Annotated in this window: 10 protein-coding genes and 1 pseudogene; all 11 read left to right on the top strand. The window is 46.6% G+C overall.

Annotation, left to right across the window (positions count from 1 at the left end; genetic code table 11):
* Positions 1-460: 460 nt before the first annotated feature.
* The 11 genes and pseudogenes from istA (NST96_RS04175) (at position 461) to NST96_RS04225 (ending at position 14565) form a co-directional block, all read left to right on the top strand.
* Positions 461-1702, top strand: a complete 1242-nt coding sequence (gene istA / locus NST96_RS04175) for an IS21 family transposase (RefSeq protein WP_024985200.1) — start codon at positions 461-463, stop codon at positions 1700-1702.
* The gene (gene istB, locus NST96_RS04180) at positions 1699-2478 is read left to right on the top strand and encodes an IS21-like element helper ATPase IstB (protein WP_024985201.1); all 780 of its coding nucleotides are present in this window, start codon (positions 1699-1701) and stop codon (positions 2476-2478) included. The genes istA (NST96_RS04175) and istB (NST96_RS04180) overlap by 4 nt, the downstream gene beginning before the upstream one ends.
* 291 nt (positions 2479-2769) lie before the next feature.
* The gene (locus tag NST96_RS04185) at positions 2770-3279 is read left to right on the top strand and encodes an amidase domain-containing protein (protein ID WP_342405618.1); all 510 of its coding nucleotides are present in this window, start codon (positions 2770-2772) and stop codon (positions 3277-3279) included.
* A gap of 139 nt (positions 3280-3418) precedes the next feature.
* A complete protein-coding gene (locus NST96_RS04190) occupies positions 3419-4777 on the top strand; it encodes a transposase (RefSeq protein WP_342405619.1) in 1359 nt (452 codons plus the stop codon).
* A gap of 392 nt (positions 4778-5169) precedes the next feature.
* A pseudogene (locus NST96_RS04195) lies at positions 5170-5532 on the top strand (transposase); the annotation flags it as partial.
* A gap of 479 nt (positions 5533-6011) precedes the next feature.
* A complete protein-coding gene (locus NST96_RS04200; protein WP_342405620.1) occupies positions 6012-6716 on the top strand; it encodes an AAA family ATPase in 705 nt (234 codons plus the stop codon).
* A 1203-nt stretch (positions 6717-7919) separates the two neighbouring features.
* The gene (gene istA / locus NST96_RS04205; protein WP_023555239.1) at positions 7920-9425 is read left to right on the top strand and encodes an IS21 family transposase; all 1506 of its coding nucleotides are present in this window, start codon (positions 7920-7922) and stop codon (positions 9423-9425) included.
* Positions 9422-10150, top strand: a complete 729-nt coding sequence (gene istB / locus NST96_RS04210) for an IS21-like element helper ATPase IstB (protein ID WP_023555238.1) — start codon at positions 9422-9424, stop codon at positions 10148-10150. The genes istA (NST96_RS04205) and istB (NST96_RS04210) overlap by 4 nt, the downstream gene beginning before the upstream one ends.
* Before the next feature lie 209 nt (positions 10151-10359).
* Positions 10360-11769 (top strand): dynamin family protein, encoded by a 1410-nt coding sequence (locus tag NST96_RS04215; protein WP_342405621.1) that lies wholly within the window; start codon positions 10360-10362, stop codon positions 11767-11769.
* A 359-nt stretch (positions 11770-12128) separates the two neighbouring features.
* Positions 12129-14045: a dynamin family protein gene (locus NST96_RS04220; RefSeq protein WP_342405622.1), complete on the top strand. Its 1917-nt coding sequence runs from the start codon at positions 12129-12131 to the stop codon at positions 14043-14045.
* A gap of 19 nt (positions 14046-14064) precedes the next feature.
* Positions 14065-14565: a hypothetical protein gene (locus tag NST96_RS04225; protein WP_342405623.1), complete on the top strand. Its 501-nt coding sequence runs from the start codon at positions 14065-14067 to the stop codon at positions 14563-14565.
* Positions 14566-14816 lie beyond the last annotated feature (251 nt).

Genomic DNA, 14816 nt, shown 5'->3' on the forward strand with positions numbered 1-14816 from the left:
CCATCTAATCAATGAACACCACTAAACAGTGGGGCGTAATCAGAACGTAGCATAAAAACCACTTCGACGAAATTCGCACATCTACGAGGAAACCGGTTCCCTAACCTACACCTCGTTATATGGAGTTCAACACCCGACTTGTTGGAACGCTCACTTACAGCATATGAAGAATTGGCGGAAGAAAATGTGACGATGCAATGATCTTGCAAGAACGCCTGTTGGAAACATCCCATCATTTTGGAGGGGTACGCATCCTAGATCCTCCACGATCACGCCGAAGAAGCAACTAAACACAGCATATCGTAATGTATATAAACAACAAGAATGACTATTCTAGTCTGTCGTAACGCGAAGCCACACGGAGTGGAACTAATGTGAACGGCACTGTTAAAATCCTCAATAACGGCACTTGAAAATTCCCCACTTTCGGCAGAAAATCTCTCCCTGGAGGAGAGAAAATATGCTTAAGAATGGGGAGTTTTACTTGATCAAAGACATGAGACAAAGAGGAATGAATATCACACAAATTGCTGATTCATTAGGGAGGGATCGAAAAACAATTCGTAAGTGGCTGAAAAAGGATGAGCCTTCGAAATACCAACGATCTGTTAAAAAAACAAGCATTCTCGATCCATTTAAACCCTATATCAAAGCGAGAATGGAAGAAGGCTGCTTCAATGCTGTCGTTTTGTTTGATGAGATCAAAGCCCAAGGTTATCCAGGGCAAATTCGGCTCCTTCGCTCATTCATGGAACCATTGCGCCCGGTTGTTAAGACCAAGGCAACGCTCCGTTATGAAACGGCACCCGGAAAGCAAGCGCAAGTAGACTGGGGACATTTTAAGGTAGAGTGGAATGGTGGATATAAACGGCTGTACGCCTTTGTCATGGTTTTGGGATACTCGAGAATGTTGTATGTGGAATTTACAGAGAATGAACGGCTTGATACCCTCATCGGCTGCCACTTGCGTGCCATGCAATACTTTGGCGGCAGACCGGAAACATGCTTGTATGACAATATGAAAACCGTCATTGTCGGTTACGACGATCAAGGGCATGTATTGTGGAATGAACGATTTTCCCAGTTTGCAAGCCATCACGGTCTTACGCTGCGACGCTGCGCTCCCTACCGTGCACGAACAAAAGGGAAAGTGGAAAATGGAGTAGGATATGTTCGCAAGAACTTTTGGCCTCGGGTGCAGACGTTTACCAGCCTTCGTGACTTGAATCAGCAAGTACGTCATTGGTTGGATACGGTGGCTAATGTACGGGTACACGGCACCACGCATGAAAAACCAGTAGATCGATGGAAACACGAACAGTTGAAGCCACTTAACCCGATCCCATTCGAAGAGGTAGAACGCCATACTCGAAGAGTATCGAATGATTCACTCGTTTCTTACGGAGGAAGCCGGTATTCAGTCCCCTATGTTTATGTAGGTCATACGGTAGAAGTACAAGATCTCCAGAATGGCCATATCCGGATCTATCAGGGCAACATGATCATCGCTGAACATCCTAAAGCTACTCGTACCAAGCAAGTCATAACCAATAAAAAACACTTCGAGGGGATTCAAAACCAAATTGGCGCGAAGGCTCCCCAACCTATGCCGCGTTTGGTTCCCAATCCAAGCCCCGAAGTGGTGGAACGTGATTTGTCTGTCTATGAGCAGTTTGCTGACGAGGAGGTAATCGTACAATGATACTCCAGGCCCGTTTAGAAGAAGCCTTTGTACAGATGGGATGGGTACGAATCCCGGAAATTATTCACCACCACGCAGAAGAAGCTGCTGCTCAGAATATATCGTATTTGGAGTTCTTGGACAAGCTTTTGCAAGAAGAAATCATGGCCAAGAGGGATCGGTTTATCCGCATGAAAACGCGATTGGCTCATTTACCCTACCATAAAACGTTGGAGCAATTCGATTTCAGTTTCCAGCCCTCCATTGATGAAAGACGGATTCGTGATTTGGCAACCCTCCGGTTTGTACAACAACAAGAGAATCTCATTTTACTTGGTCCGCCAGGGGTCGGCAAGACTCACTTGTCTGTTGCTTTGGCTCTCGAAGCTATCAAACAAGGGTTGACGGTTTACTTTACAACTGCTCATGATTTGGTTCAGACGCTCCAGATTGCTCATCAAAACAATAGCATCAAACAAAAAATGCGAGCATTTATAAAACCGAATGTACTCATCATTGATGAAATTGGATATCGCAAAATGGATGAAACCGCAGCTCACTTTTTCTTTCAAATTGTATCAGAACGTTATGAATCCGGCTCAATTATCCTTACTTCGAACAAATCCTATGGTTCGTGGGGAGAGATATTTGGGGATACAGTACTTGCTACAGCCATCCTTGATCGATTATTGCATCACTCCCACACGATCAACATTAAAGGGGAAAGTTATCGCATAAAGGAGAAGAAAAAAGCAGGTTTCTTTCGACCCGAGTCAACCGAAGATAAAACAGAATAAACGGAATTTTGGTCGCCACCCGCCCCCCTCAGAGGGGGCATCATTCAGACAAACCTATTGCCTATAATGGGGAAAATTCGAGTGCAGATAATGGGGAATTTTCATTTGCAGTTGACACTAAAAACTGGAATAAGCTTATTACAAAAAATATGTAACTTTTTGTAAGGAATAATCGACTCTATACAATAGGTAATTCCATTTTTTTCAACAAAAGGGATTATAAAGAATTTTGCCGACCGTTTGTGTTCATGTTGAGGATTCGAAAAGTTTATTCCAAGGAGATGAGCCCGTTTGAGAAATGTTCTTAAAAAGTCACTAACACTTGTGTGCTTAGCATCCACCTTAGTAACTGGACAAGCGATGGCTGCAGAAACTTTGTTTACCAATAGTTCCTCAACCAATAAAGATTATGATCGTAGCGGAGCAAAAAAATATGCTGAAAAGTATGCTGAGCGACCTGGAAACAAAAAATACGCAAATTACGGGAGCAACGGCGATGGCGGCGATTGCACAAACTTTGTTTCTCAGGTATTGAATGAAGGAGGAGGGTTGGATTTCCATGGTACTGTTGGGTATAATAGGAACCAGAAGGATTGGTATTATTACGGTCCACATGTTCCGAAAAATACGAATGATAAAAAATCGCGTACATCATCTTGGACTGGAGCCCATCAATTTCGGGAGCACTGGGCTGTAGTGAATGGTTCCGGAGGGAAATTTGCTTATCAAGCCAAAAAATATTCAGTTCAGGACGCACAAAAAAATTTTGATGATATTTATGAACTCAACTTTCGCACCTAGAAAATCAATGTAAAACCAATTGTAGAGCGGGCTTAAGGTCTGTTGGATAGACAGCTTGCTAAAATAGAAAAACACCGCTTCGTTTGGTAAAGTGAGAGTGATGAGCAATCACTACCAGACAGAAGAGGTGTCTTCCATCATGATAGACCATCAGCCCGATCTGAATCAACTGCCAAACGAATTAAAGCCTGCTTTTCAAGAACTGAAAGTGATGAAACATCTTCAACAAGCCGGATTCCGTAAGCGATTTGGCTTTAGCTGTGCTCGGCTGTTCCAACTCGTCTTTGTCCTTCTGTTTCACCAGAAGAATTGGTTTCGACTGCTCGAGAGCAGCAAAGTGGACTCGTTTCCCGGCAAGGATGCCGTCTATCGTTTCCTCAACCACGCAGGCTTTGCTTGGCGTCGTTTTCTGACATCGCTCAGCGTCGCGACGGTGCAGAAGGTCAGCGTGCTTACGTCGGCAGATCGGGACACCGTCTTCATCGTCGACGATTCCATGTTTGAGCGCAACCGCAGCAAAGCCGTTGAGTTGCTGGCCAGGTTCAAAGACCATGCCACCGGCGCTTATTACAAGGGATTTCGCATGCTCACCATGGGATGGTCCGACGGCCATACCTTCCTGCCGCTGGACTTCGCGCTGCTCAGTTCCAGCAAATCTGCCATTAACGGCATGAACGAGAAGATCGACAAACGGACGAACGGCTATAAGAGACGTCAAGAAGCACTTCTGTCGGCTCCGCAGGTGATTGTATCGATGTTGGATCGTGCGCTTACCGCTGGAGCCACGGCCTCCTACGTCTTGATGGACAGTTGGTTCACGCACGCGCCCCTCATTGGTGAAATCGTTTCTCGCGGGCTCGACGTGATCGGCATGGTCAAGAACGACAACAAGCGTTTCCTTGTTCAGGGCCGGAAGCTGTCGCTAAAAGAACTATACACAGCAACGTCTCCGGTGCAAAGCAAGAAACGAGGCATTCTTCGTTCGATTCGAACCGAGCTTGCCTCCGGCATACCGGTTCACGTGGTATTCGTTCGTCATCGCACGAAGAAGAACGAATGGCTCGCAGTACTGACGACGGATCTTTCCCTCTCCGTGGAGGACGTCATTCGAATTTATGCGATCCGCTGGGACATAGAGGTCTTCTTCAAGTGCACCAAGTCGCTGCTTCGTTTGCAGAAGGAGTTTCAAGGCCGCTCCTATGATTTACTGATTAGCCATACGACGATTGTATTCTCTCGCTATATTCTGCTGGCCTGGCAGCATCGGCAGAGTACGGATGCCCGCTCGTTCGGCGGTCTGTTTTATGTGTTGTGTGACGAGGTTGGCACATTGGACTGGGCCATCGCCTTGCAGCAACTGCTCGATCTGATCAACGAAATCGCTACGAAAGCAGGAAAAAAGCTTTCGGCCCTGATTCAACGTCAACTCCAACAATGGATTGCCGCTTTACCCAGCTACATCAAGGCCTGTTTGCCCATTTCATGCTGCGAAAGTTGAGTTAATAAGTAAGAAGGTAATTAGGTTACTAGTTGAACAAGGAATTGCGAATATTAAAACATCGTCTAATGATAATAATTGGACTCTTGTTCCAGTTTTGACGAACACCACACTTTAAACAACCGTTTATTCTATACGATCCGTCTTCGTTATTAGAGACTGGACTGTAAAAACTTTCGTATTAGGTGGTCAGCCAGAAAAAATCTGGCTGGCCGTTTTTTGTGAAAATAGCTGTAAGATGACGATAGCCGAGTAGAACGATCCATAGTTAGGGCTTGCTGAACGAATAAAAAATTGAGAAACGACAAAGGTTTTGCCCCGTTTTCATTGAAGTCATGTGCAAGGAAATCGACGATTTCCCTTCAAATTCCTTGCACATGGAGCGGATCTGAATGTACGAATTTCTCTCTCATCGTGAAAATCAATTGCTTCTCCCTGATGATTTTTTCTTGCCGTTTGGCGGTAAGTTGAGTAAAGAAAATCGCTGGGTCAAACTGGCTCAGTTGGTGCCGTGGGTATATGCGGAGAAAAAGTATGCCAAATCCTTTCGCAAATCATTTCGTGGACAAAAGGCCGTTTCTATCCGTGTCGCCCTCGGGGCACTCATCATTCAGGAACGTTTGCAACTGTCGGACCGGGAAACGGTCCAGCAGATTGTCGAAAACCCGTATCTGCAATATTTCATCGGGCTGGAAGGCTATCAGGATCATCCACCGTTCCACCAGTCGCTCATGACGCATTTTCGCAAACGTCTGGGCGAGCAAGTTCTCCGCGAAATCAACGAGATCATCGCGGTCGAGGCCGCGAAATCAACGAGATCATCGCGGTCGAGGCCGCCAAATCGACACCAGATTCCGACCGTGACGATGAACCGAAATCCGGTAGAAAATCCAAAGGTAAACGTACGACCAAGCGTCGCTCAACAACCGAAGAAGATCCGAACCAGGGTGTCTTGTTGCTGGATGCCACATGTACCCCGGAGGATGTGGCGTACCCTACCGATTTGAACTTGCTGAACGAGGCGCGTGAGAAACTGGGGGAGATCATCGATACGTTACATGCTCCACGGATTGGTCGTTCCCGCAAACCACGAACTTATCGGGATAAAGCGCGAAAGGAGTACCTGGCCGTGGCCAAACAACGTCGTGCAAACGGCAAGGTGATTTGTCGAGCGATCGGCAAGCAGCCCCTAAGTAGATATTTGGTAAGATGATAGGGAAGGAGGGAGCAAACCGTGATCATAGCCACGAAACTTCATATTCCCCGATCACGAAGCCCGCTTGTTGTTCGTTCCAGACTCACCCATCGTTTGCATGAAGGGCTGGATCGTGCACTTACCTTGATCACAGCGCCTGCCGGGTATGGCAAAACCACCCTGCTGGGCGAGTGGGTGACGACGCTGGAAAAGCCCGTCGCCTGGGTCTCTCTTGATCAAGCGGATAATGATCGCATGCGTTTCTGGGCACATACCATTGCGGCGCTTAAACAGGCCTATCCGTCTTTTGACGAACAGGCTGTGCTTCGTCATGCCGTGGAAGATCCATCGGGGTTCTCACTGATTGCCACGCTCGTCAACGGGCTGCATCGCATTCCGCAAACGAAGGTGCTCGTTTGGGATGACTTTCATCATATCGAAGAAGCGTCAATCTTGAAGGGCGTCACTTATCTGCTGGAACGTTTGCCACTACATGTCCATCTCTATCTTGCAAGCCGAAATTCTCCAGCGCTTCCTCTTTCCAGACTACGAGCAGAAAATAGGCTGATCTGGTTGGATGCGCGCGATCTCCGGTTTGCGCCGGACGAAACGACCGAATTTTTTGCAAAGTGCGGCGGTATACAATTATCCAACGAAGATGTGGCGCACATCGGCATACTCCGGGTTTTCCAATGTACATCCATATCCGCTCCATGTGCAAGGAATTTAAAGGGAAATCGTTGATTTCCTTGCACATGAGTTCGATGAAAACGGAGCAAAACCTTTGTCGTTTCTCAATTTTTTATTCGTTCAGCAAGCCCTAAATAGGGCAGCAACATCAGTTTTTTGTCTCTGACCTAAAACTAAAGAAAAAAGCTTCTGGTTTCCAGAAGCTCAGGCTGTCGACTTTCTCGACAGCCCCATTATGTTTACTCATTGGCTAAGCGTTTCTTTGTCACCCATTCATTCCAATATTCTACTTCCTCTACACCTTCTCCTATTGCTTGAATTTTGCCAGTACAATATTCGCATACTAAAAAAAGGATCTTCTTCACGGATAATGGAGCACTGTTTTGGGGTTAATTTATCTAGTTCCCATAAGTAGAAATGTTTATTACAATGATCACATTTTACGATATCATTGTCATCTGCCATTTTTTCCTCCCTGATTATCCTTAAGAAGTCGTTATTTATATGGTACAACAGATCTCCTTCCATTCCTATCCTTCAGCAAATTTCTATCTTTCTTTGCTTGCTTAGATTTTTTTTCATAGTCTAATTGATCTCTTGTGGTTTTTTGTAAATGCTCGTTATAACTGGGGTTGTAACGAACTTTATCAAAAATTTGAAGTCAAAGTTACCGAGATAACGCTGATGTTTTAGCTCCTTTGTTCTATCAGCCTGGGGAACAAAGTGGGCATGGAATAACCGTTGATCTTTGTGACTAAAAATTAGGAATACAGTATAGCCACTTAGATTTAAACTTTCATTGCGGTATGATGAATTTGCAATTTTTGACCCATCTACATAATTACCAAGATGCCTATTTACGGTTGTTCTAAGAGTAGAATTAATGTCGTACACCAAAAGAACAGATCCTCTGATATCTGTAGTGCTAACAAAGATCTCTAGGTCCCCATCATTATTTCTATCTCGATTTATTCGATTTACAATTTCGTTAACACCTGCTAATTCAATATGTCTCGTAGCCGAGGTTGCTCTATCGTTAGGAATTTCAGTAAAGTCACTCCAATTATCTACATAAGTATCCCTTGTTCGTACCTCTGCGGTTTCATCTGATGTTTATGGCAGGATAAAAGTGCAGAGAATTGCGGCGGAAAACTGCAGAGTTCCACCGCAATTCTGAGGCCATGAAAAAGGCACTTGCCAACATCCCCCTACAAAATCTACCCTTGGATTTGGCTAGAATCTGAGGGAGTGAGAGGAATGTTGAAAGTGCCACAACAACAGTATATCCGATTTTTGCGGGAAGTCGAAGGGTGTTCGATTCAGGAAATTGCGGAACGTGTCCAGGTGAATTGGCGAACCGCCAAGAAATATGCGGATCGCGACGATTGGAATGAACCGGTATGCAAGCGAAAAGGCCGCCATCCGGTGTTGGGACCGTACTTAGAGATTATTGACACATGGCTGGAGGATGATGAGCGTCTTCCACGCAAGCAACGCCATACAGCCGTCCGCATGTTTCAGCGGTTACGGGATGAGTACGGCTTCCCTGGCGGGCAGCGAACGGTATCCGAATATGTCTCCAAACGGAAGAAAGCCATGGCAGCCGAACGAGCCGAACATTTTGAGCGTTTGGAGCATCCAGGCGGGGAAGCCCAGGCTGACTTTGGGACGGTGTACGTGGTCAAGTCGGGAGAACTGGTGGAGCGGAAAGTATTGACCCTGTCGTTTCCGTACAGCAATGCCGCCTTTGTGTTCCCGGTTCCGAAAGAAAACACGGAATGCTTTCTGGAGGCCTTAGGGCGGCTATTTCAGCAAATGGGAGGGGTTCCTCGCAAGATTTGGTTTGACAACTTGTCCGCTGCTGTTGTGTCCATCCAGCAAGGCGGAAAACGAGAGTGTACGGAAGCGTTTCGGCGTTTCTGCGCCCATTACCGCTTTGAGCCCCTGTTTTGCAATCCATACAGCGGCCATGAGAAAGGCCATGTGGAAAACAAAGTGGGGTATGGACGCCGGAACTGGTGTGTTCCGCCACCGGTTATCGATACGCCGGAACAACTGGAGACGTATTTGGCGGAAGCTGCCCGTGCGGATATGCAGCGCCCTCACTATGTGAAAAAGCAAACCATTGCCGAGTTGTGGAAGCAAGAAAAATGCAAGCTGCTGACGCTGCCGACGACACCGCTGGAGATTTTCCGGCTGGAGACGTGCCACCTGAACAAATACGCTGAGCTGTCGTTTGACGCGGCTCTCTTCCCGTTGCCGCAGTGTCGGGCCATGCAGCCGGTTTTGGTGAAAGTCAAGTGGGATGTGCTGGAGGTGTTAACGGCAGACGGGACATACACCCCGATTGTGACATTGCCTCGTCCCTATACGGAGAAAGTCATTCCAGTAGATTGGAAGGCGGTATTGAAGAGATATGAAAAACGCCCGCGGGCGGTGATGTATTCTTCCTTTACCAATATGATGCCTCAGGCGCTCCAAACGTTTTTGACGGTGGAAGACATGAATGCACGAAAAGCACGAATTCGCCTGCTCCATCGATTGCTCGACACCTATACGTTGAAGGAAATCGGGCAAGTACTGGGAGAATTGTCGCATCAGCAAGAGCATCTGGCTGTTGCCTTGGAGCATGCCCTTTACGCGATAAAACACCCTGTTTTCCGCCCGGAACCGTTTTCAGAGTCGCATACACCCCCTGCCCTTCACGGGCAGATACCCATACTGGATGAGTACGACCGGATCCTGGGGGTGAGGGTGGAATGAGAGAAGAGCTGGCAAAGGTGTGCAAAACTTTGCATTTGGCGCATGTGATGGAAACCTATGAACAGGTGCCGTTTGAAGATCGGGAGAGCTTCTTGCTGGGAGTCTTGCGGATGGAGATTCAACGGCGGGAGGAGACAAAGCTGAAGCGACTGATAAAGAAAGCCGCGTTTCCCCAACTGAAGACACTGGAAGATTACGCTTTTGAGGCAGTCACCTTACCGGAAACATGTACAAAGGAGGGATTGATCGACCTACGTTTTTTGGAGCGCAAGGAAAATGTGCTGATGCTGGGAAAAGTGGGCACGGGGAAGACCCATCTGGCAACAGCGCTTGGCGTAGAGGCGTGCCGAAGGGGATATGCCGTTCGATTCTTCCGTGTTCCCGATCTGGTTGCGCTCTTGCAGGAAAAACACGCGAATGGGGCACTGATGCGGTTTCAAAAAGAACTGGCAGACTGTGAGTTGTTGATTTTGGACGAGGTTGGGTTTGTTCCCTTTCACCAAACGGGGGCTGAGCTGTTGTTTCATGTTATCTCGGCCTGCTATGAGAGAAACAGTGTGATTGTGACGTCGAATTTGGAGTTTGGGCAGTGGAATACGGTGTTTGGAGATACGCGATTGACGGCAGCCCTTGTGGATCGCCTCGTCCACCACGCCCATATTCTGGCGTTTACCGGAGAAAGCTACCGACTGCGCCATGCTCTATCCAGCATGAAGTCTTCCTAAATTCTTTGGGATTGATGTTGGCAGTGTTCTGCATAAATTGGCCGCCAAACTCTGCATTTTTGAGTTGCAAAATACACCTTTTGGTGGGTGTTACACGATACTTGGAGGGGAGGTACAGTTTACCTTGAATTGACATCGATAATTACGACTAGTACCATTGAACTAGAATGGTAAAGCGAAATGCTCGTTTTGGGGGACAGCATGACAGTATGATTGAAAATTCTAGATTACTACCTGCAAAAATAAACCTCGCTCTCCATCCAATCCGTTCCGAGGATGTTTCCCTTCAATCCTTTTATTTACACTTGCTTCATGCAGCTATTCAGGGGCTGGGCGAAAGAGGCAGAGTCGCCAGAGATATCCTGGCTGCCTATCAGGAAGCCTGGAACATACCTCTTGAAAATAGGAAACCAACTTTGAATCTCGACCAGATAGTGGGCATGCTGCAAAAGAGGGAACATTGGAGGGAATTCTGGAAGTTTCACGAGAGAGGTTACAAATATTTATTGTTATTTGAAATGATGTTTATTTATTTGGATGAATTCGAGTTTATACATAATTGCGATTTTATTCAGGAATTTCAGCGCCGATTAGCCATTGGACCTGTTTCTCTTCACCAACTGAGACATACATTACGCTTGCTTTTGCAGGGGAGGATCGGGGAGGCTGAGAAGCACGCTCCAAACGTTGGTGATTTCCGATTCTTCTTTGATACTTTCCGGAACGAAGAACAATTCGCCTGTCTGCCGGAGAAAAAGATCGCGGTAGTCGCAACGATGAGTTCGGGCAAGTCAACCGTACTAAATGCCCTTTTGGGAAGAAAAGTATTTCCCTCGGCGAATCAAGCTTGTACGTCAAAAATCGTACGATGGACACATCGTCCAGGCTTATCTAGACTCACTGCTTATGCAAGAAATACAGGTGTCGACATTCGCTGGCAGTTGACGTTAGATGAGATGCGCCAATGGAATTCGGACCCCTCCATTCCTTCTGTCTATATAGAAGGAGGGGACGGGCCCCTGTCTTCTTTTAGATCCAGGAAGGTAGTGTTCATAGATACACCAGGGACGAACAATTCTCGTGATGATAGGCACGGTCGCATTACCCAGGACTTCCTGCATGGCGAAGATTACGATGCGGTTATGTACATACTGGATGCGACCAATTTGGCTACAGAGGATGATCAAACGCTCCTTCATCAGACGCTGGAAGCGGCGAAAGGGAAGCAGATGGTTTTTCTTTTGAACAAAGTAGACGCACTTGACATGGAGGCGGGAGAGACAATCACCGGCATGCTGGAGATGGCGGTTTCTTACTTGCGTGAGAATGGAGTGCCAAATCCGTTCGTCATTCCGGTTTCGGCTTATGCGGCGCTGCTATTCAAGTTAGCTTTAGGAGGACAGGAATTCAGTCGCAAAGAAACAAGAGATCTGGATCGATTATATGCTCTCTATCAAGACGAGAGTTATGACATGAATCGCTATGTTCGCATGGGCCATCCACAAGAGACGTGGGATGGGGACAGCGTGGCTGAAGACAATGGGGTGCCTTATCCTCGTGAAAGGCTCCAACTTGCTCTTTACCGGACAGGACTTTCCCTGCTGCCAAAAATATTCTGAATCGCGAAAATTGAAAGGTGATTACAATGACAGAAGTCTATTTGAAATATAATCCGTATAAAGTGGAAACACAAATCTGGATCGATGGCGAGGAAATCGGTGAGGATAGTCAACTGTATGCTTTTCGTAAGGATCGCTTGCAGGTGTGGCTTGATCAACTAGTGGATATCCTCATGGAAGAAGTAAACGAGCCAGAGTTTAAGCTGGTCTTCCATGGAACGACGTTTGACTATGAAGATGTCGTAGCGGAGTGTACGAAACACAACTCGATGGGGAGTTCCCGAATCACCCTGGCTCATGTACCAGCGGAGAATACGGAGGACAAGATCAGCGAGCTTCGCGACCTCGTCGAGCATATGATGCAAGGCCCGTTTGAAGAGTTGCGCAGCGAGGGAATTCGCAAAAACTTTGAGAAGGCTCTGAGCTCAGAGTTTGAGATAGCCGTTATTGCAACCGTTAGTTCAGGGAAGTCGACTTTGATCAACGCGCTCTTAGGACAAGAGTTGATGCCATCCAAGAATGCGGCATGTACGGCTACGATTGTTAGCATAAAAAATGTCGATCATCGCCAAGAGTTTGTCGCTCGGTGTCTAGACCATAATGGCAGGGAGGTCGAACCTCTTCAGCCCATTGATATTGAGAAAATGAAGGAATTTAACGAAAGTGAAGATATCAGCCTGATCGAAATGGAAGGAAAAATTCCTGCCATCTCATCGCAGAAGATGAACCTTGTGCTTCTTGACACACCTGGACCAAACAATTCCCGAAATGCTGCTCACAAGGAGCATACTTTCCGGGTAATCAAAGGTGAAACAAAGCCTATGGTGCTCTATGTCCTCAATACAACGGCGTTGAGTACGAATGACGACAGTTCCCTATTGGATAGTGTAGCCGAACAGATGAAGAGCGGTGGCAAGCAGTCCAAAGATCGCTTCATCTTTGCCGTAAACAAAATTGATGAACTGGATCCGGATACCGAAACGATAGAGGATACTCTGCGAAATGTCAGGGAGTATTTGTACGAGAAAGGGATTGAGAATCCAAACATTTACCCGGTTTCTGCGGAAATGGCGAAACTCATTCGTATGGCCCAAAATGGACACCCGTTAACGAAAAAGCAAAAAGGGACCTTGCTTCAACACGAATATTTCATTGATGAGCCAAGAATGCATTTGAATCCATTTACTTCGCTTAGTGTAACGAAAAAGAAGCGGCTACAGCAGCAGATCGAGGAAGCGAGACGAAAAGGTGACACCTATCAGGAGGCGCTCTTGCATACGGGAGTCCCGGCCATTGAGGAAGCGATCAATGAGTATCTAGACAAATATGCGGTCACGGCCAAAATTACTTCAGCAGTCAATGCGTTTCGAGATGTTGTCGAAGGGAAAAAGCTAGAACAAAAGTTGCATGCGGAAATGATCGAGAACGAAGAACGCCGGCACAAGATTCACGAGCAAATGAAAAATATCCAAAAGGAGATCCAAAAGGGGCAGAAAGCTGCAGCGCTGAAGGAGCGCATCCAGCGGAAAAATTATGACGCACATGAAGTAATCCGAAAGATTGAAGGAAAAATTGAGACAAAGATGGACAATCTCTCCGAGCTGTTCCGTAGTGAAGGGCGGGTAGAAGAGTCTCGTGCGATGAAGATCGTCAATAAATTACGAGAGGATATCCAGTCTTTACAAAGCGATATCAAGACCGACCTTGAACTGATTATTCTGATGACATTACGAAATGATGCCCGGGAATTATTGGAAGAATACAAGAGTTATGTAAAAGATCTGCTGGACGTAAGTGGAGATGGGGTGGAGATCACTGAGTTTCAGATGTTCACTTCAGAGCTTCCAGATGTGGAATCACTCATCGATCACTTGAAATATACGGACAAAGTGGAATCCGGGAAAACCTGGGTATCCACCTCGAAATGGTGGAACCCGTTTAGTTGGGGCAATGGGTACTACAAGACCACCTATATTGAAAAAACATTTGTTGATGTGGACGAAATCATTGAAACGGCTGTGTACCCTGCCAAATTGGAATTGTTGGAGAATGTGGAAAGGGCGCAAGCATACATGAATGCCGAAGTAATGCGATTGAAGAACTTTTTTTATAAGGAAATCGACCGTCTGGAGAAACTGCTTCTCCGTAAAGTGCAAGAAGTGGAGGAATTGTCCGGAAGCAGTGAGCAATTAACTCGGAAGGTTCACGAAGATAAAGAGAAGATTGAGTGGTTGAAGGATTTTGTCATCCGTATGGATCGGATATTGGAAATATAGACAAGGGGCGGAAGAGGCAATGACACGATTTGTACCACAAAGTTTTCTTCAAGAGGCTGTAAGTGAACGAAACATAAAGAAAATTCGGGTGGCTCTCAGCTCTTATTTGACCAAAAATCCTTCGAATGAGAATAACGAAGTCTTGAATGCTGTGCATTATGTAGAAGAGCGAATCACCGAAAGTTTGTGGGAACCGCATGATTGGAGGAAGATGGAGGAGGATCGCAGCAAATGGACGAAGGACTACCTGGGTCTGTTAAAGAGTGATCTGCGCAATAACTTTTCCAAAGAGCGATTCCATTTCATCATCGAGGTGGGGAAGGTCGTTCGCCCAAGTACACGCAGCGCGGCTTCGCCCTCGGGAAAGGTGACTACTACGGATCATAGCCGAAGACTGGAACAAGATGGGAGCGATCGTGCAGAACGTCGTACAGATTTGGGAAAGAAACAAAAAATATGGCTAGTGATAGCGGGTCTCGGAGGTTTCCTACTGCTCTTGACATGGATGATCAGAAAGTAAAACAAGGAACAGCACATTCCATGGTTGGCTTTGCAGCGGCACCATTACCTGTGAGAATTGAGGGGAAACAGCCTCCCGAGCAAACGGATTCCGTGAGTAGAAAACCGACCGATCCTTCTATCACGATTGGGGAGAGTAATAATTTCATTCGTCGATGGAAGGATCGTTTCAAACAAAAACGGAAAGGTTCCCACGGCAAAAAAGGCTTGAACAAGCCTGGGGAGAGGCCCTTTGAAACGGAATATCGAAAC

Origin of the sequence: Brevibacillus sp. FSL K6-2834 (genome assembly GCF_038592925.1) — a bacterium.
Lineage (GTDB): Bacteria > Bacillota > Bacilli > Brevibacillales > Brevibacillaceae > Brevibacillus > Brevibacillus borstelensis.